Source organism: Streptomyces sp. NPDC049915 (assembly GCF_040656475.1).
In the GTDB taxonomy this organism is placed as follows: Bacteria; Actinomycetota; Actinomycetes; order Streptomycetales; family Streptomycetaceae; genus Streptomyces.
The window spans coordinates 31102-54346 of the sequence record NZ_JBFAMH010000010.1; the positions used below are offsets into that span (position 1 = coordinate 31102).

General features: G+C 72.0%; 22 protein-coding genes. 9 read left to right on the plus strand and 13 right to left on the minus strand.

The window, feature by feature from the left end; translation table 11 throughout:
- Positions 1-62 precede the first annotated feature (62 nt).
- Positions 63-1016 (minus strand): ROK family protein, encoded by a 954-nt coding sequence (locus AB0J12_RS18970; RefSeq protein ID WP_363265448.1) that lies wholly within the window; start codon positions 1014-1016, stop codon positions 63-65.
- A 233-nt stretch (positions 1017-1249) separates the two neighbouring features.
- Between AB0J12_RS18970 and AB0J12_RS18975 the strand changes: the two genes are divergently transcribed.
- Positions 1250-2338 (plus strand): LacI family DNA-binding transcriptional regulator, encoded by a 1089-nt coding sequence (locus AB0J12_RS18975; protein ID WP_363265449.1) that lies wholly within the window; start codon positions 1250-1252, stop codon positions 2336-2338.
- 32 nt (positions 2339-2370) lie between these two features.
- Positions 2371-3150 (plus strand): hypothetical protein, encoded by a 780-nt coding sequence (locus AB0J12_RS18980; RefSeq protein ID WP_363265450.1) that lies wholly within the window; start codon positions 2371-2373, stop codon positions 3148-3150.
- 334 nt (positions 3151-3484) lie between these two features.
- On the opposite strand, the gene AB0J12_RS18985 is transcribed toward AB0J12_RS18980, so the two are convergent.
- The 5 genes from AB0J12_RS18985 to AB0J12_RS19005 form a co-directional block, all read right to left on the minus strand.
- Entirely contained in the window at positions 3485-4780 is a 1296-nt protein-coding gene (locus AB0J12_RS18985) for an aldolase/citrate lyase family protein (protein ID WP_363265451.1), read from the minus strand.
- A gap of 170 nt (positions 4781-4950) precedes the next feature.
- Positions 4951-5913 (minus strand): electron transfer flavoprotein subunit alpha/FixB family protein, encoded by a 963-nt coding sequence (locus tag AB0J12_RS18990; protein ID WP_363265452.1) that lies wholly within the window; start codon positions 5911-5913, stop codon positions 4951-4953.
- Positions 5914-5995: 82 nt separating this feature from the next.
- On the minus strand, positions 5996-6784 hold the full coding sequence (locus tag AB0J12_RS18995) for an electron transfer flavoprotein subunit beta/FixA family protein (protein ID WP_363265453.1): 789 nt from the start codon (positions 6782-6784) through the stop codon (positions 5996-5998).
- A 219-nt stretch (positions 6785-7003) separates the two neighbouring features.
- Positions 7004-7513: a flavin reductase family protein gene (locus AB0J12_RS19000; protein ID WP_363265454.1), complete on the minus strand. Its 510-nt coding sequence runs from the start codon at positions 7511-7513 to the stop codon at positions 7004-7006.
- 207 nt (positions 7514-7720) lie between these two features.
- The gene (locus tag AB0J12_RS19005; RefSeq protein WP_363265703.1) at positions 7721-8134 is read right to left on the minus strand and encodes a thioredoxin family protein; all 414 of its coding nucleotides are present in this window, start codon (positions 8132-8134) and stop codon (positions 7721-7723) included.
- A gap of 76 nt (positions 8135-8210) precedes the next feature.
- Here AB0J12_RS19005 and AB0J12_RS19010 point away from each other — a divergent pair, with 76 nt between their 5' ends.
- Positions 8211-8624 carry a DUF4395 domain-containing protein gene (locus tag AB0J12_RS19010; RefSeq protein WP_363265455.1) on the plus strand — a complete coding sequence of 138 codons (414 nt, stop codon included), beginning with the start codon at positions 8211-8213 and terminating at the stop codon, positions 8622-8624.
- A 210-nt stretch (positions 8625-8834) separates the two neighbouring features.
- Complete coding sequence (locus AB0J12_RS19015) at positions 8835-9563, plus strand: lysophospholipid acyltransferase family protein (protein WP_363265456.1); 729 nt, start codon at positions 8835-8837, stop codon at positions 9561-9563.
- A 22-nt stretch (positions 9564-9585) separates the two neighbouring features.
- Here the strand turns inward: AB0J12_RS19015 and AB0J12_RS19020 are convergent, their stop codons facing one another.
- From AB0J12_RS19020 to AB0J12_RS19035, 4 genes are all read right to left on the minus strand, one after another.
- Positions 9586-10158 (minus strand): transglutaminase domain-containing protein, encoded by a 573-nt coding sequence (locus AB0J12_RS19020; RefSeq protein ID WP_363265457.1) that lies wholly within the window; start codon positions 10156-10158, stop codon positions 9586-9588.
- A gap of 78 nt (positions 10159-10236) precedes the next feature.
- The gene (locus tag AB0J12_RS19025; protein WP_363265458.1) at positions 10237-11307 is read right to left on the minus strand and encodes a low specificity L-threonine aldolase; all 1071 of its coding nucleotides are present in this window, start codon (positions 11305-11307) and stop codon (positions 10237-10239) included.
- On the minus strand, positions 11304-12059 hold the full coding sequence (locus tag AB0J12_RS19030; protein ID WP_363265704.1) for an SDR family oxidoreductase: 756 nt from the start codon (positions 12057-12059) through the stop codon (positions 11304-11306). Before AB0J12_RS19030 ends, AB0J12_RS19025 begins: the two co-directional genes overlap by 4 nt.
- Positions 12060-12097: 38 nt before the next feature.
- Positions 12098-13495 carry a DUF6421 family protein gene (locus tag AB0J12_RS19035; RefSeq protein WP_363265459.1) on the minus strand — a complete coding sequence of 466 codons (1398 nt, stop codon included), beginning with the start codon at positions 13493-13495 and terminating at the stop codon, positions 12098-12100.
- Between the two features lie 197 nt (positions 13496-13692).
- Here AB0J12_RS19035 and AB0J12_RS19040 point away from each other — a divergent pair, with 197 nt between their 5' ends.
- Complete coding sequence (locus AB0J12_RS19040; protein ID WP_363265460.1) at positions 13693-14376, plus strand: glycerophosphodiester phosphodiesterase family protein; 684 nt, start codon at positions 13693-13695, stop codon at positions 14374-14376.
- A 289-nt stretch (positions 14377-14665) separates the two neighbouring features.
- On the opposite strand, the gene AB0J12_RS19045 is transcribed toward AB0J12_RS19040, so the two are convergent.
- Positions 14666-15205: a GNAT family N-acetyltransferase gene (locus tag AB0J12_RS19045; RefSeq protein WP_363265461.1), complete on the minus strand. Its 540-nt coding sequence runs from the start codon at positions 15203-15205 to the stop codon at positions 14666-14668.
- Positions 15206-15316: 111 nt separating this feature from the next.
- Here AB0J12_RS19045 and AB0J12_RS19050 point away from each other — a divergent pair, with 111 nt between their 5' ends.
- The 3 genes from AB0J12_RS19050 (at position 15317) to AB0J12_RS19060 (ending at position 19852) form a co-directional block, all read left to right on the plus strand.
- Positions 15317-15709, plus strand: a complete 393-nt coding sequence (locus AB0J12_RS19050) for a VOC family protein (RefSeq protein ID WP_363265462.1) — start codon at positions 15317-15319, stop codon at positions 15707-15709.
- Positions 15710-15820: 111 nt separating this feature from the next.
- Positions 15821-16585 carry a VOC family protein gene (locus AB0J12_RS19055; RefSeq protein ID WP_363265463.1) on the plus strand — a complete coding sequence of 255 codons (765 nt, stop codon included), beginning with the start codon at positions 15821-15823 and terminating at the stop codon, positions 16583-16585.
- 174 nt (positions 16586-16759) lie between these two features.
- Positions 16760-19852 (plus strand): NPCBM/NEW2 domain-containing protein, encoded by a 3093-nt coding sequence (locus tag AB0J12_RS19060; protein WP_363265464.1) that lies wholly within the window; start codon positions 16760-16762, stop codon positions 19850-19852.
- A gap of 506 nt (positions 19853-20358) precedes the next feature.
- On the opposite strand, the gene AB0J12_RS19065 is transcribed toward AB0J12_RS19060, so the two are convergent.
- Both AB0J12_RS19065 and AB0J12_RS19070 read right to left on the minus strand, forming a co-directional pair.
- Positions 20359-20898, minus strand: coding sequence for a MarR family winged helix-turn-helix transcriptional regulator (locus AB0J12_RS19065; RefSeq protein WP_363265465.1), 540 nt, complete (start codon positions 20896-20898; stop codon positions 20359-20361).
- Positions 20895-22520 carry an FUSC family protein gene (locus AB0J12_RS19070; RefSeq protein WP_363265466.1) on the minus strand — a complete coding sequence of 542 codons (1626 nt, stop codon included), beginning with the start codon at positions 22518-22520 and terminating at the stop codon, positions 20895-20897. Before AB0J12_RS19070 ends, AB0J12_RS19065 begins: the two co-directional genes overlap by 4 nt.
- Positions 22521-22670: 150 nt before the next feature.
- Between AB0J12_RS19070 and AB0J12_RS19075 the strand changes: the two genes are divergently transcribed.
- Positions 22671-23213: a DUF5134 domain-containing protein gene (locus tag AB0J12_RS19075; protein ID WP_363265467.1), complete on the plus strand. Its 543-nt coding sequence runs from the start codon at positions 22671-22673 to the stop codon at positions 23211-23213.
- Positions 23214-23245 lie beyond the last annotated feature (32 nt).

Sequence of the window (23245 nt, forward strand, 5' to 3'; positions counted from 1 at the left end):
GAGCCGAGCCGGCCGGGGTGGGCGTCCGGCCGTCCGGCCCGCGCCCGAGGCGGCGGATGCGCTCAGACCCCCGCCGCCGCGGCCCCCGCCACCTTCGTGAGCGCGGCCGCGGCCGCTCCCACCAGGCCCGCGTCGGTGCCCATCTGCGCCGGGGCGACCGTCAGCCGGTGGACGAAGGACAGGGTCGCGTAGTCGGCCAGGGAGCGGCGCAGGGGGGCGAAGAGGACCTCGCCGGCCTTGCCGACGCCCCCGCCGATGACCGCGATGTCGATCTCCACCAGGGTCGCGGTGGCCGCGATGCCTGCGGCCAGCGCCTGTGCGGCCCGCTCGAAGGAGGCGACGGCCACCGGGTCCCCGGCCCGCGCGGCGGCGGCCACCGCGACGGCGGACGAGTCGCCGTCGGGGCCGGGCCGCCAGCCGTCGTCCAGGGCGCGGCGGGCGATGTTGGGACCGCTGGCGATGCGCTCGACGCAGCCGCGCGAACCACACGGACACAGGTCGCCGTCGAGGTCGACGCTGATGTGCCCGATGTGACCGGCGTTGCCGGTGGGGCCGGGGTGCAGCCGGCCGTTCAGCACCAGGCCGCCACCCACTCCGGTGGACACCACCATGCACAGGGCGTTGGCATACCCGCGGGCCGCGCCCTGCCAGTGTTCGGCGGCGGTGATCGCCACCCCGTCGCCGATCAGCTCCACGGGGAGACCGCCGGTCGCCGCGCGGGCCCGCTCCACGAGGGGAAAGTCCCGCCAGCCGGGGATGTTCACCGGGCTCACCGTGCCCGTCGAGGCGTCCACGGGACCCGCGCTGCCGATGCCGAGCGCCCGCGCGCGCCCCCACAGCGGCGACGCCGCCAGCTCGCCGAGCACCTCCTCGACGGCCCGCATCACGGTGTCGCCGTCCTCCCGGGCGGGCGTCGGGCACTGGGCCCGCACCAGGATCGTGCCGCGGTCGTCGACCAGCGCGCCGGCGATCTTGGTGCCGCCTATGTCGAGCGCGGCCACGAGGTCGGTGGTCATCAGTGTCGGATCTCCCCGTTCGGTGATGGGAATCGAGCGGAACCAGAAAACATGCGGAAAGCTCCTGGCCGGCCTGCGGTGGGGGCGCGGGCCGGAGTGGGCGGTGGACAGTCTCTCCCGTGCGTGACAACGTTGTCCAGGCTCTATGCTCGACGCCACATCCTCATACAAGCCATGGACCTCCGCATCCGCTCGGCGGTTGGATGGGGCCGACGGACCCGTCGCCCCCCCCCGTGGACCACAGGACAGGACAGCCCACCGTGCCCGAGACCGCCCGCAGCACCGCCCGCCTCACCGACCGCCTGCCCGGCAGCCGGTACGGCAACCGTCCCACCATGAAGGACGTCGCGGCCCGCGCCGGAGTAGGCCTCAAGACCGTCTCGCGGGTCGTCAACGGCGAACCCGGCGTCACCCCGGACACCGAGCGGCGCGTGCAGGAGGCCATCGAGGCGCTGGGCTTCCGCCGCAACGACAGCGCGCGCGTGCTGCGCAAGGGCCGTACCGCCAGCATCGGACTGGTGCTGGAGGACCTCGCCGACCCGTTCTACGGCCCGCTCAGCCGCGCGGTGGAGGAGGTGGCCCGGGCGCACGGCGCGCTGCTGATCAACGGCTCCAGCGCCGAGGACCCGGACCGCGAGCAGGAGCTGGCCCTCGCGCTGTGCGCACGGCGGGTGGACGGCCTGGTGGTGATCCCCGCCGGGGACGACCACCGCTATCTGGAGCCGGAGATCCGGGCCGGTGTGGCGACCGTGTTCGTGGACCGCCCGGCGGGCCGCATCGACGCGGACTGCGTCCTGTCGGACAACTACGGCGGCGCCCGGGACGGCGTGGCCCATCTGATCGCGCACGGGCACCGCCGGATCGGCTTCATCGGCGACATGCCCCGTATCCACACGGCCGCCGAGCGGTTGCGCGGCTACCGGGCCGCGATGGAGGACGCGGGCATAGCCGTGGCGGACTCCTGGATGTCGCTGGGGGTCACCGACCCCGAGCGGGTACGCCGGGCCGCCGAGGACATGCTGACCGGACCCGAGCCGGTCACCGCGATCTTCACCGGCAACAACCGGGTCTCGGTGACCGTGATCCGCGTGCTCGCGGCCCACGACCGCCCGGTCGCCCTCGTCGGCTTCGACGACGTCGAACTCGCCGACCTGCTCCAGCCGGGGCTCACGGTCGTCGCCCAGGACGCGGCGGCCCTCGGCCGCACCGCCGCCGAACGGCTCTTCCGCCAGCTGGACGGCGAACTCGTCACCCCCGAACGCGTCGAACTCCCGACCCGGCTGATCACCCGCGGGTCCGGCGAGCTGCCTCCGGCGCAGTAGGCACGGCCGACGACCGCCTAGTCTGGGCACCGATGGTGGACTTCACCCTGGCGGCGCTCGGCCTGGCCGAGGTGCCGCGCGAGAACCCGCTGCTGTACCCCGGGGTCTGGCCGCGGGACTCAGGGCTGCTCGACGGGGACCGCCTGCTGCCACTCGACCGACTGGTGTACGACGACCGCGCCCCCGTCCTGGCCGTCGGCTCCAACGCCTGCCCCGGCCAGCTGCGGCACAAGATGGACGAGTTCGGGATCTCCTCGCCGGTGCCGATGGTGCGGACCCGGGTGACCGGTGTCGACATCGGAGTCTCGGCTCACGTCAGCCGCCTGGGCTATGTGTCGGCCTCGCCGGTCCGCTCCCCTTCCTGCGTACGGGACCTGTTCGTCGTCTGGTTCGACGCCGAGCAGCTCACCGTCATCGACGCGAGCGAGGGCGTGCCACTGCCGGACGGCAACTTCCGCCGGGCCTGGCTGCCCGCGCCGGACGTACGCGTCGAAGTCGCGGACGGGCGGATCCTGCCGGGGGTGTACTCCTACGTCAACCGCCGCGGTGTCCTGCACAACGGCGACCGGGCACCCCGCCGCCACCCCGGGCAGCGGGCCCTGCTCACCGAACTGCTGGCCTCCGAGCGGTGGCGGGAGCTGTTCGGGGTGACTCCGGAGGAGTTCTGCGCCCGGGCCCGGGCCGACGTGGGGCTGTGCGCGCGGGGGACGCGGCTGCTGGCCGAGGCCAGGCTGGTCACCGCTTCCGGCCTGGAGCGCTACGCAAACAAGCGTCCGGGCACAGGCTCATCCCTGTTCCCGCCGCTCGGGTAGCCGCCGACGGCGGGAAGGGGCGGGGGTGGGGGGGTCCGCCCGCAGCGGCCGGCACCGGGACACAGTGAGGCCGTCGGGAACGGGCGGCTGGACCGAGGACGGACACCCCCCACCCCGGCCCCGACCCACAGACAACCGCAGGCACGACACCAAGCCACCCACCGGACAGCAACGGGCCGCCGCAGGCACAAAAGGGGCGCGGGGAACGGCGCGACCAGCCACAACGCAACCCGCGCAGGCCGCCGCAGGCAACCCGCGACCCGCCACAACGCACCCGCACCCGAAACACGACCCGGCGCCGCAGGCCCCCGCACCCCGAACAGCCGCCGGCAGGCTACTGCGCCGACGCCGTAAGATCCCCACGCCGCGGCGCCGCGAAGCCCTCCAGGTCGGCCCGGGTCAGCCCGGTGGCCCGGGCGACCTCGGCGACGTCGAGGGCACCGCAGTCCAGCCCGCGCAGCAGGTAGCCGCTGAGCGCCTTCGCGGTGGCCGGCTCGTCCATGACGTCACCGTCGACATGGCCGGCGTAGCGGGCGAGGCGGGCGGCGGCCTGCTCGAAGCCCTCGCGGTAGAAGGCGAAGACTGCGGCGTAGCGGGTGGGGATGTGCCCGGGGTGCATGTCCCAGCCCTGGTAGTAGGCGCGGGAGAGCGCGCGGCGGGTCAGGCCGTAGTGCAGCCGCCAGGCGTCGTGGACCTTCTCGGTGGGGCCGACCGGCAGGACGTTGGTGGAGCCGTCCGAGACGCGTACGCCGGTGCCGGCGGCCGCGACCTGCATGACGGCCTTGGCGTGGTCGGCGGCCGGGTGGTCGCTGGCCTGGTAGGCGGCGGAGACGCCGAGGCAGGCGCTGTAGTCGAAGGTGCCGTAGTGCAGTCCGGTGGCGCGGCCCTCGGCGGCCTGGATCATGCGCGCCACGGTCGCGGTGCCGTCGGTGGCGAGGATGGACTGGCTGGTCTCGATCTGGATCTCGAAGCCGATACGGCCGGGCTCGAGCCCGCGGGCCTTCTCGAACGCCTCCAGGAGCCGGACCATGGCGGTGACCTGCTCGGGGTAGGTCACCTTGGGCAGGGTGAGCACCAGGCCGTCCGGCAGCCCGCCGTGCTCCAGCAGGCCGGTGAGGAAGATGTCCAGGGTGCGGATGCCCCGGTCCCGGACCGCGGCCTCCATGCACTTCATCCGGATGCCCATGTACGGCGCGGCCGTGCCGGTCGCGTACGCCTCGGCGATGAGACGGGCGGCGCGGGCGGCATCCTCGTCCTCGTCCTTGCCGTGGTAGCCGTCCTCGAAGTCGACGCGCAGGTCCTCGATGGGCTCGCGCTCCAGCTTGGCGCGTACGCGCGTGTGGACGGGCTCGGCGAGGTCGTCGGCGAGGCCGAGGACGCGAGCGAAGGAGGCGGCGTCCGGGGCGTGCTCGTCGAGCGCGGCGAGGGCCTTGTCGCCCCAGGAGCGGATGGTGTCGGCGGCGAAGGCGTCACCGGGTACGTAGACGGTGTGCACGGGCTGTCGGGTGCCGGGGTCGCCCGGGTAGCGGCGCTCCAGTTCGGCGTCGACCGGCGCGAGGGAGGCGCTGATCTCCTCGCTGACGGCGCCCGCGAGGCTCGTCGCCACCTTCTCCTGCTGGCCCTGACCCATCCCGCACCCTCCTATTTTCCGCTCTATGGAATCAATAATCCGTAGAGTGAAGTTATCCGTCGATCTTCCTCCTGGTCAACACCCTGTCCACAGCATGAGCCGTCGGCCGCGACGCGGCGAGGCCCCCGCGACCACGCAGGTCACGGGGGCCTCGGCGAGCCGGGCGGGGATCAGCCCTTGCGGGACTTGACCTCGTCGGTCAGCTGCGGGACGACGTCGAAGAGGTCGCCGACGATGCCGTAGTCGACCAGCTCGAAGATCGGGGCCTCGGGGTCCTTGTTGACGGCCACGATGGTCTTCGAGGTCTGCATACCGGCGCGGTGCTGGATCGCGCCGGAGATGCCGCAGGCGACGTACAGCTGCGGGGACACGCTCTTGCCGGTCTGGCCGACCTGGTTGGTGTGCGGGTACCAGCCGGCGTCGACGGCGGCACGCGAGGCGCCGACGGCCGCACCGAGCTGGTCGGCGAGACCCTCGATGAGGGAGAAGTTCTCCGCGCCGTTCACACCGCGGCCACCGGAGACCACGATCGCGGCCTCGGTGAGCTCCGGGCGGCCCGTCGACTCACGCGGCGTACGGCCGGTGATCTTGGTGCCGGTCGCCTTCTCGGAGAAGGACACGTTCAGCGCCTCGACGCCGCCGGCGGCCGGGGCGGCCTCCACGGCGGCCGAGTTCGGCTTGACCGTGATGACCGGGGTGCCCTTGACGACACGGGACTTGGTGGTGAAGGACGCGGCGAACACCGACTGGGTGGCCACCGGGCCGTCGTCGCCGGCCTCGAGGTCGACGGCGTCGGTGATGATGCCGGAGCCGATGCGCAGCGCCAGACGCGCGGCGATCTCCTTGCCCTCGGCGGAGGACGGCACCAGCACGGCGGCCGGGGAGACGGCCTCGACGGCGGCCTGCAGCGCGTCCACCTTCGGCACGACCAGGTACTCGGCGTACTCGGAGGCGTCGTGGGTGAGGACCTTCACCGCGCCGTGCTCGGCGAGCGCGGCGGCGGTGTCACCGGCGCCGTTGCCCAGCGCGACGGCGACCGGCTCGCCGATACGGCGGGCCAGCGTCAGCAGCTCCAGAGTGGGCTTGCGGACGGCACCGTCCACGTGGTCGACGTAGACGAGAACTTCAGCCATGGGAATGCATCTCCTGCGGGGATTGCGAAGTCTGAGGGGCGGTCAGGGAGGCGGTCCCTGCTCCAGGGACGAAACGGGTCCCTTAGATGAACTTCTGGCTCGCGAGGAACTCAGCGAGCTGCTTGCCGCCCTCGCCCTCGTCCTTGACGATCGTGCCCGCGGTGCGCGCGGGGCGCTCGTTCGCGGCCTCGACCTTGGTGAACGCGCCCTCCAGACCGACCTCTTCGGCCTCGATGTCGAGGTCGGACAGGTCCCAGGACTCCACCGGCTTCTTCTTGGCCGCCATGATGCCCTTGAAGGAGGGGTAACGGGCCTCGCCGGACTGGTCGGTGACCGACACGACGGCCGGCAGGGAGGCCTCCAGGTTCTCGGAGGCGGCGTCGCCGTCGCGGCGGCCCTTGACCGTGCCGTCCTCGACCGAGACCTCGGACAGCAGGGTCACCTGCGGGACGCCGAGGCGCTCGGCGACCAGCGCCGGGACGACGCCCATGGTGCCGTCGGTGGAGGCCATGCCGGAGATCACCAGGTCGTAGCCGGCCTTCTCGATCGCCTTGGCGAGCACCAGGGAGGTGCCGATGGCGTCGGTGCCGTGCAGGTCGTCGTCCTCGACGTGGATCGCCTTGTCGGCGCCCATGGAGAGCGCCTTGCGCAGCGCGTCCTTGGCGTCCTCGGGGCCGATGGTGAGGACGGTGACCTCGACGTCGTCGTCGGAGTTCTCGGCGATCTGCAGCGCCTGCTCGACGGCGTACTCGTCCAGCTCGGAGAGCAGACCGTCCACGTCGTCCCGGTCGACGGTCAGGTCATCGGCGAAGTGCCGGTCGCCAGTGGCGTCGGGCACGTACTTCACAGTGACAACGATCCTCAAGCTCACGCCGGCTCTCCTACTGCCTCGTCATTTCTCGGCTGCCTACTTGCAGGCAGCATAGGCGCCCCAAGCGGCCGATTCCGGTACGGGGCGGTCCCCGCTCCGACCGAAAGATTACTCGTCAGTACACCCAGTTCATGCCCGCTAAGCAAGCGCTTTGAACTGTGACCTTTGCAACGCAGCGTAACCGGAACTCGACCGCTTCGCAGAGGAGCCGGAACGTGACTAATCGCGCAGAGCAGTGAAGCGGCCCTGGTGATAAAGGAGCGGGCGGCCGGGCCCCTCGGGGTCACCGAGGACGACCTTGGCGAGGACGACGCGGTGGTCGCCGGCGGGCACCCGGGCGATCACCCGGCACACCAGCCAGGCCAGGACGTCGTCCAGCACGGGAACGCCTTCGGGGCCCTCGCGCCAGGCGGTGGGGGCGCCGAAGCGGTCGGCGCCGCTGCGGGCGAAGGTGGCGGCCAGCTCCTGCTGGTGCTCGCCGAGGATGTGCACGCCGACGTGGTCGGCCTCGGATATCGCCGGCCAGCTGGAGGCGCCGGTGCCGATCCCGAAGGACAGCAGCGGGGGCTCGGCGGAGACGGAGGTGAGGGACGTGGCGGTGAAACCGACCGGCCCCGACGCGCCGCGTGCGGTGATCACGGCGACCCCCGCCGCGTGCCGCCGGAAGACGGAGCGGAGGAGGTCGGGCGAGGCGAGCTGGGGGGTACGCAGGTCGGGCGAGGCCGTCATGGAGTTGTCCTTCAAGAGGGAGGGGCGAGGGGGCGCGGGGGGGCTAGTGGCCGGGACAGCGCGCGCTCGCGGTGCGGACGAGGTCGACGTGCACCCGTCCATGAAGAAGGAGTTCCGAAGGCATGAGGTCAGGCTGACGATAGGTGGCGAGCACAGTCAAGTACGTCCCGTGGAGTGGGAGACAGCTCACCGTGACCGTCTCGGGCGTCACACCGCCTCGCCGAGGGCCGCGATGACGTCGGCCTTGCGGGGCCGGCCGGTGGCCCGGCGCACCACACGGCCGTCGGCGTCGAGGACCAGTACCGTCGGGGTCTTCAGGATGTCGAGCGCGCGCACCAGCTCCAGGCGGGCCTCGGCGTCGATCTCCAGGTGCGTGACGCCCGGGACCAGGCCGGCGACCTCGCCGAGGATCCTCCGGGTGGCCCGGCAGGGGGCGCAGAAGGCGCTGGAGAACTGCACCAGGGTGGCCCGCTCGCCCAGCTCGCCGCCGAGTTCGGCCGCCGTGAGCCGCTTGTCCTGATCGCGCACCCGCACCCGTACTCTCCCGCCCCGCCGTCGCTGCATCAGGCCGTAGGCGCTCGCCAGCGCGAGCACCACGACGCACACCACCAGTCCGGTCATCATCTCCACCAGCGTTCATCAGACTGCAAAGATTCCCCGCCCCCGGAAGTCCACCGGTTGCGGAATCCTAGGCTCCATGGACATCGACGCGAGAGGGCCGCGGTTCGGTGCGGCCGTGACGGCCGTGGTGCTGGCCGTCGTACTGATCACCGGCAACGTCTGGCTGCTGGCCTGGCAGACGCTGGCGTTCGCGCTGGGCGCCGCGGGCGGGGTGCAGCGCTCGCCGTACGGCTGGGCGTTCCGGACGGCGGTGCGGCCGCGGCTCGGGCCGCCGAGGGCGTTCGAGGCGCCGCAGCCGCCGCGGTTCGCGCAGGCGGTGGGGCTGGCGTTCGCCGGTCTCGGCCTGGCCGGCTACACCCTGGGGCCGCACTGGCTGGGCATGGCCGCGACGGCGGCGGCCTTGGCGGCGGCCTTCCTGAATGCGGTGTTCGCGTACTGCCTCGGGTGCGAGATGTACCTTCTGGTACGGCGTGCGGCGGTTCGCGCATAGTAAAGGCAGCATAAAGATGCAGGTGGATCATGGGGTGACGTGACGAGGATCTCGCGGCGGACGGGCACCAGGACTGGCTCCCCGCCCGTTGTTTGGGGCACGATCTGCGACAAGCCGTGAACCTACGGCTGCGTAACTTGACTTCCGCCGGGAACCTCTTTCTCTGACATTCCCTGGCACCGGATGAAGCAGGAAGGGTCCGTCCCGCCCATGGCAGAACTCGTTTACCGCCCCGTCATCGGTCTCGCCAAAACCTTGTTCAAGGCATGGGACCTCAAGATCGACTGCCGGGGGTCGGAGAACATTCCGCGCACGGGCGGTGCGGTGCTGGTGAGCAATCACATCAGCTACCTGGACTTCATCTTCAACGGCCTCGCGGCGCTCCCGCAGAAGCGTCTGGTGCGCTTCATGGCGAAGGAGGCGGTGTTCCGGCACCGGATCTCCGGTCCGCTGATGCGCGGGATGAAGCACATCCCGGTGGACCGCAAGCAGGGCGAGGCCGCCTACGCGCACGCGCTGGACGCGCTGCGCTCCGGCGAGGTGATCGGGGTGTTCCCGGAGGCCACCATCTCGCCGTCGTTCACCCTGAAGAGCTTCAAGTCGGGTGCCGCCCGCCTCGCCCAGGAGGCCGGTGTGCCGCTGATCCCGATGGCGGTGTGGGGGACGCAGCGGCTGTGGACCAAGGGCCACCCGCGCAACTTCAAGCGCAGCCACACCCCGATCACCATCCGGGTGGGCGAGGCCCTCGAGGCGCCACGCGACCAGTACGCGGGCGCGATCACCCGCCGCCTGCGCGAGCGCGTGCAGGAGCTGCTGGAGGCCGCCCAGCGCGCCTACCCGGTCCGTCCCAAGGACGCGAGCGACACTTGGTGGATGCCGGCCCACCTCGGCGGTACGGCGCCGACGCCGGAGCAGGTCCGGGCGGCGGAGGCGCACTGACCGCCCGCACGCCGGCCCTCCCTCACAGAGCGGCCGGACAGCTCCGCCACAGGGACGGGACGTCCGGTGCGTCGCGCAGCGCCGCGAGGATCGCCGGGTGCGGGGTGGCGTACAGCTCCGGGTAGTCCCGCTCACCCGCCTCGGGGTCGGGTACGAAGGCCAGCTGCTCCCCGTCCAGGCGGAACGCCGCGCTCTCGCCGGGTTCGCCGCCGCGCGGGTCCTGGCGGTGCCAGGCGCCGTCGAAGCGGACCGCGACCAGGCCGTGCACCACCTCGAACTTCTGATAGCACAGCGCCGTCGGGATGTCCTCGGCGCGCAGCAGCGCGGCCAGGGCGTGGGCCTTGGCGCAGCAGATGCCGGTGCGCCGCTCGATCACGTCGGAGGCGCGCCAGGTCTGGCGCGGGTCACCGGTGTCCAGCGAGTGCGGAATCTCGTCGCGCACGAACTCGAAGGCCAGGCGCGCATAGTCATACGAGTCGTTAGCGCCGTCGGCCAGTCGCGCAGCCGTCTGCCGCACCACCGGGTGATGGTGGTCGATGGCCTCGTCGGCCGCCAAGTATGCCGAAAGATCCGGGGTGTTCTGGATCAGCTCCATGCCCGCAGAGCATAGGAATGCGGCCACCCGAACGTCAATGACTTTTCAGGTGACCGCATATCTATGCCGCAATGGCGACTACCGCGCCATCTCGTCCTTCAGTGCGGCGAGGAACGCGTCCACGTCGTCCTCCGTGGTGTCGAAGGAGCACATCCAGCGCACCACGCCGTCGGCCTCGTCCCAGAAGTAGAAGCGGAAGCGCTTCTGCAGCCGCTCGCTCACATCGTGCGGCAGCCGGGCGAAGACGCCGTTGGCCTGGACGGGGTGGAGAATCTCCACTCCGTGCACGGACCGCACGCCCTCGGCCAGCCGCTGGGCCATCTCGTTGGCGTGCCGCGCGTTGCGCAGCCACAGATCCTTGGCGAACAGCGCCTCCAGCTGGACCGAGACGAAGCGCATCTTGGAGGCCAGCTGCATCGACATCTTCCGCAGGTGCTTCATCTGCCGCACCGCGTCCTGGTTGATGACGACGACCGCCTCGCCGAACAGCGCGCCGTTCTTCGTCCCGCCCAAGGAGAGGATGTCCACGCCGACCGCGTTGGTGAAGGTGCGCAGGGGCACGTTCAGCGACGCCGCCGCGTTCGATATCCGGGAGCCGTCCAGGTGCACCCGCATGCCGTGGGCGTGGGCGTGCTCGCAGATCGCGCGGATCTCGTCGGGCGTGTAGAGGGTGCCCAGCTCGGTGGACTGGGTGATCGAGACGACCTGCGGCATCGCGCGGTGCTCGTCCTCGAAGCCCCACGCCTGCCGGTCGATCAGCTCGGGCGTGAGCTTGCCGTCCGGAGTGGAGACGGTGAGCAGCTTCAGGCCACCCATCCGCTCCGGCGCGCCGCCCTCGTCGACGTTGATGTGCGCACTCTCGGCGCAGATCACCGCGCCCCAGCGGTCGGTGACCGCCTGGAGCGCCACGACGTTGGCGCCGGTGCCGTTGAACACCGGGAACGCCTCGGCCGTGGCGCCGAAGTGGCTGCGCACGATCCGCTGGAGGTTGCCGGTGTAGTCGTCCTCGCCGTAGGCCACCTGGTGCCCGCCGTTGGCCAGGGCCAGGGCGGCGAGCACCTCGGGGTGGGCGCCGGCGTAGTTGTCACTGGCGAAACCGCGGACCTCGGGGTCGTGATGGCGACGCGCGTCGGTCTTGGGTGGGTTCACGGCTTCTCGGTCAGCCACAGACGGTTTCCGTTCACTTCCGCGGCGGGCTTGTCCCAGACGCTCACGATCGCCTCGGCGAGGTCCTTGACGTCCGTGAAGCCCGCGAACTTCGCATTGGGGCGGTCGGCGCGCATCGCGTCGTGCACCAACGCCTTCACCACCAGGATGACAGCCGCCGAGGTGGGCCCGTCGGCGCCCTCGGCGATCCCGGCCTTGCGGAAGTAGTCCGCCATGGCCAGCGTCCATGCCTCGGAGGCGGCCTTCGCGGCGGCGTACGCCGCGTTGCCCGCGGTCGGCTTGGTGGCACCGGAGGCGCTGATCAGGACGTAGCGACCGCGGTCGCTGCGCTGCAGCGACTCCGAGAACGCGAGGGAGGTGTGCTGGACCGTACGGATGAGCAGCAGCTCCAGGAAGTCCCAGTCGTCCAGGCTGGTCTTGATGAAGGTCTCGCTGCCGCGCCAGCCGCCCACCAGATGGACCACGCCGTCGACGCGACCGAACTCCTTCTCGGTGCGCGTGGCCCAGTCCCGGGTGGCCTCCAGGTTCAGCAGGTCGACGGTCTCGCCCGTGACCGTCGCGCCGCCCTGCGCGTAGCGGGCCGCGTCCACGGCCTCGGACAGCCGCTCCGGGTCGTTGTCGGCGCCGACGACCGTCGCACCGGCCTCGGCGAGTCGCAGCAGCGCCGCCCGGCCGGCCGGTCCGCCCGCGCCGGCAACCGCGATCACCGCACCGCTGAGAGCCCCGTTCGCCATCTTCTTCGCCTCCGTAGCAGTGTTCTGGACGCGGTCGCTCACGCGGCGATCCGCTCGGCGCCGTCCGCCGTGATGCCCTTGGTCGAGGCAATCACGTTCTTGAGTTTCTTGGACAGCGCCTCATAGAACATGCTCAGCGGAAACTCGTCCGGAAGCACGTCATCGACGAGCTTGCGCGGCGGCTGGGTCAGGTCCAGGGCGTCGGGACCCTTGGCCCACTTGGAGCCGGGGTGCGGGGCGAGGTAGGTGGAGACCAGCTCGTAGCCGGCGAACCAGTGCACGAGCTTCGGGCGGTCGATGCCGTCGCGGTACAGCTTCTCGATCTCGGCGCACAGCTGGTTGGTGACCTGCGGGGCGCGCTCCCAGTCGATGGAGAGCTCGTTGTCCGTCCACCGCACGACGTCGTGCTTGTGCAGGTAGGCGAAGAGCAACTGGCCGCCCAGGCCGTCGTAGTTGCGGTTGCGGTCGCCGGTGACCGGGAAGCGGAACATCCGGTCGAAGAGCACGGCGTACTGCACGTCACGGGCCTGTGGGACGCCGTCCGCCTGCAGCTTCACGGCCTCCTTGAAGGCGGTGAGGTCGCAGCGCAGTTCCTCCAGGCCGTACATCCAGAACGGCTGGCGCTGCTTGATCATGAACGGGTCGAAGGGCAGGTCGCCGTGGCTGTGGGTGCGGTCGTGGACCAAGTCCCACAGCACGAAGGCGTCCTCGCAGCGCTTCTGGTCGTGGACCATCGCGGCGATGTCCTCGGGCAGCTGCAGGCCGAGCAGGTCGACGGCGGCCTCGGTCACCCGGCGGAAGCGGGCGGCCTCGCGGTCGCAGAAGATGCCACCCCAGGAGAATGGTTCCGGCGCCTGGCGCACGGCGATGGTCTCCGGGAAGAGCACCGCGGAGTTGGTGTCGTAGCCCGAGGTGAAGTCCTCGAAGGTGATGCCGCAGAACAGCGGGTTGTCGTAGCGGGTGCGCTCCAGCTCGGCCAGCCAGTCGGGCCACACCATGCGCAGCACGACCGCCTCGAGGTTGCGGTCGGGGTTGCCGTTCTGCGTGTACATCGGGAAGACGACCAGGTGCTGCAGGCCGTCCCGGCGGTCGGCCGCGGGCTGGAAGGCCAGCAGCGCGTCCAGGAAGTCCGGCACCTCGAAGCCGCCCTCGGACCACCGCTGCAGGTCCTTGACCAGTGCCTCGTGGTAGGCGGCGTCGTGCGGCAGCAGCGGGGACAGCTCACGCACGGCCTCGACGACCTCGTGGACCGCACCCTCGGCCTCGGCGCGCTGCGGGGCGCCCTCGGCCGTGAAGTTGATCGAGCCGTCCGTGGACTGCCAGGGCCGGATGCGCTCCACGGCGTCCTTGAGCCGGGGCCAGGCCGGGTGCTCCACCACCCTGCTCGCCGGAGGAACCTGCTCCTCCGCACCCGCCTGCACAAGAATTTCCGTCATGTCCCATCCTCCACTGCAAGACCTCGCGTAAGAAGACCGTATACATACACGGTTCCTCCCAGCAAGGGGCGGCTCCGGAAATTATCCTGCGCGACCCCTATGGTCACCGTAGTTTTTCCCGTCCGATGTCGGAGGAGGGGTTTCTTCCCTTTTTGCGGGGTACGGATGGCTCCGTCGCCGACGGAAGTGAGCGGACCTTGAACTTCATCACCATTGGACACCGCGGCGTCATGGGCGTCGAGCCGGAGAACACGCTGCGCTCCTTCGTGGCCGCGGAGCGTGCCGGTCTCGACGCGATCGAGCTCGACCTGCACCTGAGCAAGGACGGTGCGCTCGTCGTCATGCACGACGAGCGGGTGGACCGGACGACCGACGGCAGCGGGCCGATCGCCGACAAGACGCTGGAGGAACTGCGCGTCCTGGACGCCGGTCTCGGCGAGCGGGTGCCGGTCTTCCAGGAGGTCCTGGACGCGGTGAAGGCGCCGGTGCAGGCCGAGATCAAGGACGTGCGTGCGGCGCGGGTGCTGGCCGAGGTGCTGCGGGCGCGGGACCTGGTGGAGCGGGTCGAGGTGATCTCCTTCCACGACGAGGCGATTCAGGAGGTGGCCCGGCTGGTCCCGGGCGTGCGGACGGCGCTGGTCGCCGAGCACTACGGCCCCGAGGTCGTCGAGCGGGCGGTGGCGGCCGGCGCCGCGACCGTCTGCCTGGACATCCAGCGGCTCACCCTGGAGGTCGTCGAGCGGGCCCGCGGGGCCGGGCTCAGGGTCTTCGGCTGGGTGGTGAACACGCCGCAGCATCTGCGGCTGGCCCGCGCGCTGGAACTGGACGGCGTGACCACCGACCAACCGGAGATCAAGCGCGCCGGCCGCTTCACGGCGTAGACGGCGGCACGGGTTGCCCCCGGCGGCGAAGCGACCGGGGGCCGACCGGGCCGAGGCCGGCCGAGGGGGCGGCGTAGCCGGTGGGTACGGGGGTGGCCGAGCGGCTGGTGAGCTGGACGTCGTGGTGGCGTACGTCCGTGCACTCCCCGGGTGGGCTCGGCGAATACGGCCAGGGGTCGGCCGAGCGGCCGGGGCCGGGCCGTTGGGCATGGGAACGCTGACCGCTCGGGCCGGTCCCGCGGGCGCGGGGGCGGTCGAGCGGCCGGGGTTCCGGGGGTGGCGCTGCGGGTCAGGTGAGTGGCTTGACCAGCAGTTCGAACTGGAGGTCGTCGCGCTGCGGGAGGCCGAAGCGCTCGTCGCCGTACGGGAAAGGGGTCATCCGGCCGGTGCGGCGGTAGCCACGGCGCTCGTACCAGGCGATCAGGTCGTCGCGTACGGAGATCACGGTCATGTGCATCTCCGTCACGCCCCAGATCGCGCGGGCCTGGCGCTCCGCCTCGGTTATGACGGCCTTGCCGACGCCCCCGCCCTGGAGGGTCGGGCGGACCGCGAACATGCCGAAGTAGGCGTACTCACCCCGGTGCTCCAGCTGGCAGCAGGCGACCATCGCGCCGTCCTGTTCCGCGGTGAGCAGCCGGCTGTCGGGCGACTTGATGACCTCCAGCACGCCCTCGGGGTCGGTGCGCTGCCCCTCGAGGATGTCCGCCTCCGTGGTCCACCCGGCCCGGCTGGCGTCTCCGCGGTAGGCCGACTCGATCAGCTCGACCAGGGCGTCGATGTCCGCGTCGGTGGCGTCGCGGAACGTCAGGGCGGTGGCGGGGGACTCCATGGGACGCTTCTCCCTCTGTCTCGGGGCTGTGGCGGGGCCGTCTGCGACGGCTCCGGCCGGTCTGGCGGGTCGGCCGGGTCGAGGGTAACCATGCCACTAGGCTGCGGATGTATGGTGCACGTTCTCAGCAGCCGGACGCTTCTGCGCCCCACCGACCCCGAGCGCTCCCGCGCCTTCTACAGCGACCGGCTGGGCCTCGCCGTCTACCGCGAGTTCGGCACGGGCCCGGAGCGCGGCACCGTCTACTTCCTCGGCGGCGGCTTCCTGGAACTCTCGGGCCGCTCCGACACCCCGCCCTCCCCCGCCGTACGCCTCTGGCTCCAGGTCCCCGACGCGGCGGCGGCGCACGAGGAGCTGCGGGGCAAGGGCGTGCCGGTCGTGCGGCCACCGGTACGGGAGCCATGGGGGCTGATCGAGATGTGGATCGAGGACCCCGACGGCGTCCCGATCGTGCTGGTCGAGATCCCGGCGGACCATCCGCTGCGCTACCGGCCCGGGATCTGAGCCCCGGACGCGGAGTGCCTCGGCACCGTAGCGCCTCCCTCCGCGTGCGGTGGCCGGCGTGCCCGGGCCCCGCTAGCGTGCTGCGAGGGGCTCGTGCTGGGAAGGAACGCCATGAAGCTCGACCGACCGGTGACCGGCGGGCCCTGCTGGACGGAGCTCGGAACCCCTGACCTCGAGGCGGCCAAGCGCTTCTACGCCGCCGTGTTCAACTGGCGGCCCGAGACGGATCCGCGCTCCGAGGCCGGTGGCTATACGGTCGCACACCTCGGCGACGCGGCCGTGGCCGCGCTCTCGCCCCTGTACCAGGAATCGCAGCCGGTGGCCTGGAACGTGTCGTTCGCGGTGGAGGACGCCGACGCGGCGGCACAGCAGGTGCGGGCGGCCGGCGGCACGGTGCTGCTCGGGCCGATGGACGTGCTCGACGCCGGCCGTTTCACGGTGGCCACCGATCCGACCGGCGCGCTCTTCCAGCTGTGGCAGGCACGCGCCTTCCCCGGCGCCGGGCTGTTCAACGCGCCGGGGTCGCTCGGCTGGGTGGAGCTGATGACCCGTGAACCGAAGCAGGCAGAGGCCTTCTACACGACCGTGTTCGGCTGGACGGTCAACGCCTTGGAGCGCTACACGCAGTGGGGCGTCGCCGGGGACGACTTCGGCGGCATGACGGTGATGGACGACAAGTTCCCGCCCGAGGTGCCGCCGCACTGGCTGCCCTACTTCGCGGTGACGGACGTCGACATCACGGCGGCCGATGCGGCCGGGGTGGGCGGCACCATCCTGATGGAACCCACCTCCGTGCCCGACGGCCCGCGCATCGCCGTGCTGCGCGATCCCCAAGGGGCCATGTTCGGCGTGTATCTGGCGGCCCGGGAAGGCTGACGCCGCCACACCTCAACGGTTTCTTCGCCACCGCACGCCCTCTGTTCAAGAGGGCGTGCGGTGCGCTATACCTGCTGCGCTTGATTGATTCTGCTCGATGTGGCCCGCTATCAAGCAGATTACGTCATCCGACGGCTGTCGATGCCGGGTCGCGCAGGATGTGAAGGGACCGATATGACCGCTCCATCCAGCAGATCCCGATCGCGGCGCCGCAGGCGCGGCGCGGCCGGTCTGGCCGCCGCGGCTCTGTGCGCGGCGCTCGCCGTCGCCGGCGCGCCCGCCCCGCCCGCGGCCGCCTCCGTCCCGGCCGCCGAGGCCGCCGCGCCGGGCGGCCTCGGGGACGTCACCGGCTTCTCGGCGTCCGGAGCCGTGTACACGTTCACCGCGGGGGCGGCCAAGGCCCGGGTGAGCTTCGTGTCCGGTGACACCTTCCGCATCGAGGCCGCACCCGACGGCGCGTTCACCGATCCGGTCGGGTCCGACGTCGTGCTGCCGCAGGGGGCCGCGCCGGCCACCCGGTGGGCCGATCGCGGGGACCGCTACGAACTGTCCACCGACCAGGTCACGTTGCGGGTGTACAAGGCGCCGTTGCGGTTCGCCCTGTACCGCGCCGACGGCACCCGGCTGTGGGAGGAGACCCGCGGCATCAGCTGGGACGGCACCTCCACCACGCAGACGCTGGCGCGGGGCGCGGACGAGCAGTTCTACGGCACCGGTGAGCAGAACGGCAGCGGGAACACCTCGCACCGCGGCAAGACCCTCAAGGTCGGCGTCGACTACAACTGGAACGAGGGCGGGCACCCCAACTCGGTGCCGTTCTACCTGTCGTCGGCGGGCTACGGCGTCTACCGCAACACATACGCGCCGGGGACCTACGCCTTCACCGATCCGGTGACCACCACGGAGCAGGAGAAGCGGTTCGACGCGTACTACGTCGCCGGGGCGAGCGCCAAGGACGTCATCGGCAAGTACACCGAGCTCACCGGGCGTCCGATGCTCCCACCGATCTACGGGCTGGAGATCGGCGACTCCGACTGCTACCTGCACAACGCCAACCGCGGCGAACGCCACACCCTCGACGCGCTGAAGGTCGCCGACGGCTACGTCGAGAACGACATGCCGCTGGGCTGGATGCTGGTCAACGACGGCTACGGCTGCGGGTACGAGAACCTCGCCGAGACGGCGAAGGGACTGGGCGACCGCAGCATGCGGATGGGGTTGTGGACCGAGGACGGGCTGGACAAGCTCGCCGACCAGGTCAAGGCCGGGCAGCGGGTCGCCAAACTGGACGTGGCCTGGGTCGGCGACGGCTACAAGTTCGCACTGGACGGCTGCAAGGCCGCGTACCGCGGGATCGAGGACAACAGCGACGCCCGCGGGTTCACCTGGGCGCCGGAGAGCTGGTCCGGTGCGCAGCGGTGCGGCGTGCAGTGGAGCGGGGACCAGTCCGGGAGCTGGGACTACATCCGCTGGCAGATCCCGACGTACGCGGGCGCCACGATGTCCGGGCTCGCGTACACCACCGGTGACGTGGACGGGATCTTCGGGGGCAGCGCCAAGACGTACGCCCGGGACCTGCAGTGGAAGGCGTTCCTGCCGGCCGTGATGACGATGGACGGGTGGGCGTCCTCGGACAAGCAGCCGTTCCGGTACGGGGAGCCGTACACGAGCATCAACCGGAAGTATCTGAAGCTGAAGGAGTCACTGCTGCCGTACATGTACACCTACGCGGCGCAGGCGAACCGGACCGGGGTCGGGGCCGTGCGACCGCTGGCGCTGGAGTACCCGGACGATCCGGTGGCCGCGTCGGACGCGGCGAAGTACGAGTTCCTCAGCGGTGAGGACTTCCTGGTCGCGCCCGTGTACCGGGACGCGGCGGTGCGGGACGGCATCTACCTGCCGAAGGGCAGGTGGGTCGACTACTGGTCGGGGCGGGTGTACCAGGGGCCGACGACCGTGAGCGGGTATCAGGCACCCCTCGACACGCTGCCGTTGTTCGTCAAGGCGGGGGCTGCTGTGCCGATGTGGCCCGGGATCAGGTCGTACCAGGACCGGACGGCGTCTTCGCCGCTGGCCTGGGACGTGTATCCGCAGGGCCGGTCCTCGTTCACCCTGTACGAGGACGACGGGGTGACCCGGCAGCACCGGGCAGGACGGTACGCCGAGCAGAAGGTGGTCGTGACCGCCCCCGACAGCGGCGCCGGTGCGGTGCGCATCGACGTCGGCGCGAGCGCGGGTTCCTTCGCGGGCAAGCAGAGCGCGCGGCCGTACCGGTTCACCGTGCACACCGGGTCCGCGCCGGCGCAGGTGCGGCTGGACGGGCGTGCACTGCCCCGGCAGGCGTCCAGGGCCGCGTTCGAGGCCGCTGCGGAGGGGTGGTGGTACGACGCCGGGGACCGGAGCGGCGTGGTGCAGGTGAAGACCCGGGCGGTCAGTACGGCGCGGGCGTTCCGGGTGGACCTGGATGCGGCCAGCGCGGTGGGCGGGCGCGTGCCCGGTGCCGTGGGCACGCTGGACGTGGTGGCCGACGCGGAGATGAGCGCGGGTGTGCCGGGGAAGGTCGCGGTGGATTTCACAGCCGGGCGGGCGGGCGCGGAGGACACCGCGGTGACCCTGAGCGCGCCGGAGGGCTGGACCGTGTCGCCCGCGCGGGCGCCGGGCAGCCTCGACGCCGGTGAGCGGGCGCGCGCCGAGTTCACGGTGACGCCGCCGGCCGATGCCGCGGTGGGCGAGGCCGTGCTCGGCGCGACCGCGCGGTACCGGGCCGCCGGGGAGCAGCGGGTGACCGTGCAGCGGGCCGCGGTGCGCACCATGCCGAGGCCGCCGGCCGGGGATGCGTGGGCGAGCGATCTGTCCTGGCTGAGCGCCTCCAACGGCTGGGGGCCGGCCGAACGCGACCGGAGCAACGGCGAGTCGGGGGCGGCCGACGGGCATACGCTCACCCTGAACGGCACCACCTATGCCAAGGGCATCGGTGCCCATGCCGACTCCGACATCGAGTTCTGGCTGGGCGGGGCGTGCTCCGCGTTCACGGCGACGGTGGGCGTGGATGACGAGATCCACGGGTACGGCGGGGTGTCGTTCTCCGTGGTCGCGGACGGGAGGACGCTGTGGTCGTCGCCGACCGTGTCCGGGAAGTCGGATCCGGTGGAGGTGCGTGTGCCGGTGAGTGGGGCGCGGCATGTGCATCTGGTGGTGACGGACACGGATGGCTCGAAGTCCGGGGACCATGGGGATTGGGCGGGGGCCGCGTTTCGCTGCGCGTGAGGGGGTTGGTGTTCGGGTGCGGGTTTCGTTGTGGTTGCTCGCGCCGTTCCCCGCGCCCCTTTTGTGCCTGCGGCGGCCCGTTGCGGTGCGTGGTGGGCTGGGGTAGCGCTTTCGGTTCGTTGTGAGTCGGGGGCCGGGGTGGGGGGTGTCCGTCCTCGGTCCGGCCGCCCGTTCCCGACAGCGCTCCCTTGCCCGGTGCCGGCCGCTGCGGGCGGACACCCCCCACCCCGTCCCCTTCCCGCCGCGGGCGGGTGCACCAACACCGTGGCGTGCGCCGTGGCGGGCCGCCGTCCTGCGTAACTGCGGTCAGCCGCAACGCCGGGCGGCCGCCCTGCCGGCATAGCTGCGGGCAGTCGTGCCTCCCCCAAGCTCTTCGAGCAGGGGGGACCCCCAGGGCGGCACGGGTGGGCGTAGCGGGGCCCGGCCAGCGCCGGTGAGCGCACCCGCCCCCGGGCCAGCCACGACGCCGGCACCACGCAACGCCGGGTCTCAGCGCGACCGTGGCGTCATGTTCGGAGGGACTCCAGGCGGCCCTCCAGGCGGCCCAGCAAGTCGCCCAGGAGGGACGCCAGTTCGATCTGGTCGGTGTCGTCCAGGGCGGACAGCACCGCCGTCTCGTACGCCAGCTGCTCCGGCAGGATCGTGTCGACCAGGTCACGGCCGGCGGCCGTGAGGCGGACGTGGGAGACGCGGCGGTCGCGGGTGTCGGTGCGGCGTTCGACCAAGCCGCGCTCGGTGAGCTGCTTCAGCCGCTTGGTGACGGCCGCGCCGGAGGAGAAGGTCTCGCGGGCCACCTCGCTCGGCGTCAGCTCGTGCCCGGTACGGCGCAGCGCCCCGAGCAGGTCGAACTCGGCGCGGCTCAGCCCGGCCCGGCGCAGCGGCGCGTCCTCCGCCTGCTGCAGGAGCGCGGCGCAGCGGTTGACCCGGCCGATGATCTCCATCGGACCGGTGTCGAGGTCGGGGTGGACCGCCTGCCACTGCCGGACGACGGCTGCGACGGTGTCGCCCCTCTCACCGGCTGCGCCCGTTCCCTTGGTCGCCGTCATGGCCGTACGTCCTCCGCTCTCGCGTTGTCGTCCCGGTCCAGGGTCAGTCCCTGGCGTCGTACCGTCGCCGCGAGCGTACGGTGTCCCGCCTGTTCGGCGAGCATCACCCGGTCGTGCGGCAGGGCGCGCTGCCACCACTCGCCGGACGCGGCCTCGGTGGTGCCGCGCAGGTCGACCAGCGCGACGGCGAGTGCGCGGCGGGCCGCTTCCAGGGCGGCGGGGGCGGTGTGGGGTTCGGTGAGGAGGCGGGCGGCGCGTTCGCGGGCCCGCTCGGCGCTGGTGAGGGCGTGTTCCAGCCGGTCGCCGGAGCGGCGGTTGGTGACGGCCACGGCGGCCACGAAGCCGACCAGGGCGCCGACCAGCGTGTCGACCGTGCGCTCGGTGATCAGTTCGGCAGAGTCCTGGAAGCGGGCGAATTCGGTGATCAGCAGTGCCATCGGGGTCACGCAGATGGTGCCGAGCCAGTAGTTTCGGCCGATCAGCGCCTCCGCGCCGAAGTTGAAGGCCAGGCAGAGCAGGACGAGCGCCGCCTGGTGGAGGTGGGCCAGCGGGACGACCGCCGCGAAGACGAGGACGCCGATGACGTTGCCGACCACGCGCTGTACGGCCCGGCTCCAGGTGAGCGTGAGGTTGGCCTGGTAGAGGCTGGCCGCGGTGACCAGGGCCCAGTAGGGGCGGCCGACGCCGAGCGCGAGGGAGGCGTAGCCGGCCAGGGCACAGCCGACGAAGGTGCGCACGGCGAGGGGGGTCAGGTGGTGGTGGCGCGGGGTGCGGGTGGTCCGCTCCGCTTCCACGCCGAGGAGTTCCTCCGCCTCGCCCGGCAGGTCGTCCACGCGTGGCAGGGGGCCGTTGCCGCGCAGGTCGCGGGCCCAGGCGCGCAGCCGCCCCGGGTCGCTGTCGGCGGGGGCCGCCAGGGCGACCTCGGCGCGGACGAGCAGGCGTTCCAGGCCGCGTCGGGTGCGGTCGGAGCGCAGCCCCGCGGTGAGGAGCGTCTGCCAGGCGGCCTGGACGGCGGCGGCCGCGGCGCCGCGGGTGTGCGCGTCGCCGGTGGCGGCGTGGGCGGCGGCCGCGGTCAGGGCCTGCGCGGTGGCGCGCCGCTCCGGGCCGTGCGGGCGGACCAGGCCCGGCGCCATGCCGACCAGCCAGGCCCAGGCGCCCGCCGCGAGGGTCATACCGAGGTGAGCGGGGATCTGCGCGAGGGTCTGGGGGACGAAGAGGGAGGCGGAGGTGATGAAGGTGAGGACGACGTTGCCGGGTGGGCCGACGCGGGTGGCGTCGCACACGGCCTTCTGTACGGCGGCGAGCAGCGCGCCGACGGTGACCAGGACGAGCGCCCTCGTCGTGAGCGACGCCGCGATCAGCGCGACGGCGAGGCCGCCGGTCATGCCGAGGACGACCCAGGCCAGCGTGCGGGCCCGGGCGGCGTAGGGGCGGTTGTGGGCGTACAGGGCGCACAGGGATCCGGCCATGGTGTACATCGCCAGGTCGAGGCGGCCGAGCGCCAGCAGGATCAGGTTCGGCGGCGCCACCGAGACGACGACGCTCAGCGCGGGCTTGAACCAGATCGGAGAGGGGCGGCCGAGCCTCAGGGCTCCGGCGAGGGGGAGGGGACGGATGTGCATGGCATTTAGTTTAGCAGGTGTTTTACTCGTGAAATGTTTTCGGAGCGTGCTCCCCGCTTGCGCGCCCCGTGTACCCCTCTGCGCTTGCGTGCGCTCCGAGCGGTCCGGGCATCGCTCTCCCTGGACCGACCGTCGAGGGGGGAGGTGCGTGTGCACGGACCGGCTTCGTCCGGCTGGCTCCTGGTCGCGCTGTGCGCGGCGACCGGCGGCTACTGCCTGCTGCGCATGCGCAGCGGGACACGGGAGCAGCGCCGGATCGCGGGCAGTGAGGCGCTGATGGGTTTCGCGATGGCCGCGATGGCGGTGCCTGCGGTGGTGTTCACGCCGCCCGGGTGGGCCTGGCCGGGCTATGCGGTGGTGTTCGGGCTGGCCGCCGTGCGTGCCCTGTGGGCGGCGCGTCGCAGCGCGCATCATCTGCACCATCTGGTGGGGGCCTCGGCCATGGTCTACATGGCCGTGGTGATGGCGGGCGCGCCGGCCCACCATCACACGGGCGGTGGTGTCCCCCTCGTCACGGGGGCCCTGCTGCTCTACTTCGCGGGGTATGTGCTGCTGTCCGGGGCGCGGCTGGTGCCGGTCGCCGCGGTGGCCGGTGCTCCGCCCGTGGCGGGCTGGAGCCACCGGCCGGAGCTGGCGCGGGCGTGCCGGCTGTCGATGGGCATCGCGATGGTGGCGATGCTGCTCACGCTGTGACGCGTGGGGTGTGTCACTTTGCCCGCACCGTA

Bases quoted from the DNA above. Each gene is read 5' to 3' on its own strand.
- AB0J12_RS18980 (WP_363265450.1), top strand. From the start codon at position 2,371: ATGGTGGACTTCACCCTGGCGGCGCTCGGCCTGGCCGAGGTGCCGCGC.
- AB0J12_RS19010 (WP_363265455.1), top strand. From the start codon at position 8,211: ATGGACATCGACGCGAGAGGGCCGCGGTTCGGTGCGGCCGTGACGGCC.
- AB0J12_RS19070 (WP_363265466.1), bottom strand. From the start codon at position 22,520: ATGCACATCCGTCCCCTCCCCCTCGCCGGAGCCCTGAGGCTCGGCCGC.
- AB0J12_RS19065 (WP_363265465.1), bottom strand. From the start codon at position 20,898: ATGACGGCGACCAAGGGAACGGGCGCAGCCGGTGAGAGGGGCGACACC.
- AB0J12_RS19035 (WP_363265459.1), bottom strand. From the start codon at position 13,495: ATGACGGAAATTCTTGTGCAGGCGGGTGCGGAGGAGCAGGTTCCTCCG.
- AB0J12_RS18985 (WP_363265451.1), bottom strand. From the start codon at position 4,780: ATGGGTCAGGGCCAGCAGGAGAAGGTGGCGACGAGCCTCGCGGGCGCC.
- AB0J12_RS19060 (WP_363265464.1), top strand. From the start codon at position 16,760: ATGACCGCTCCATCCAGCAGATCCCGATCGCGGCGCCGCAGGCGCGGC.
- AB0J12_RS18990 (WP_363265452.1), bottom strand. From the start codon at position 5,913: ATGGCTGAAGTTCTCGTCTACGTCGACCACGTGGACGGTGCCGTCCGC.
- AB0J12_RS18970 (WP_363265448.1), bottom strand. From the start codon at position 1,016: ATGACCACCGACCTCGTGGCCGCGCTCGACATAGGCGGCACCAAGATC.
- AB0J12_RS19020 (WP_363265457.1), bottom strand. From the start codon at position 10,158: ATGGAGCTGATCCAGAACACCCCGGATCTTTCGGCATACTTGGCGGCC.
- AB0J12_RS19045 (WP_363265461.1), bottom strand. From the start codon at position 15,205: ATGGAGTCCCCCGCCACCGCCCTGACGTTCCGCGACGCCACCGACGCG.
- AB0J12_RS19050 (WP_363265462.1), top strand. From the start codon at position 15,317: ATGGTGCACGTTCTCAGCAGCCGGACGCTTCTGCGCCCCACCGACCCC.
- AB0J12_RS19005 (WP_363265703.1), bottom strand. From the start codon at position 8,134: ATGACCGGACTGGTGGTGTGCGTCGTGGTGCTCGCGCTGGCGAGCGCC.
- AB0J12_RS19000 (WP_363265454.1), bottom strand. From the start codon at position 7,513: ATGACGGCCTCGCCCGACCTGCGTACCCCCCAGCTCGCCTCGCCCGAC.
- AB0J12_RS19055 (WP_363265463.1), top strand. From the start codon at position 15,821: ATGAAGCTCGACCGACCGGTGACCGGCGGGCCCTGCTGGACGGAGCTC.
- AB0J12_RS19015 (WP_363265456.1), top strand. From the start codon at position 8,835: ATGGCAGAACTCGTTTACCGCCCCGTCATCGGTCTCGCCAAAACCTTG.
- AB0J12_RS19030 (WP_363265704.1), bottom strand. From the start codon at position 12,059: ATGGCGAACGGGGCTCTCAGCGGTGCGGTGATCGCGGTTGCCGGCGCG.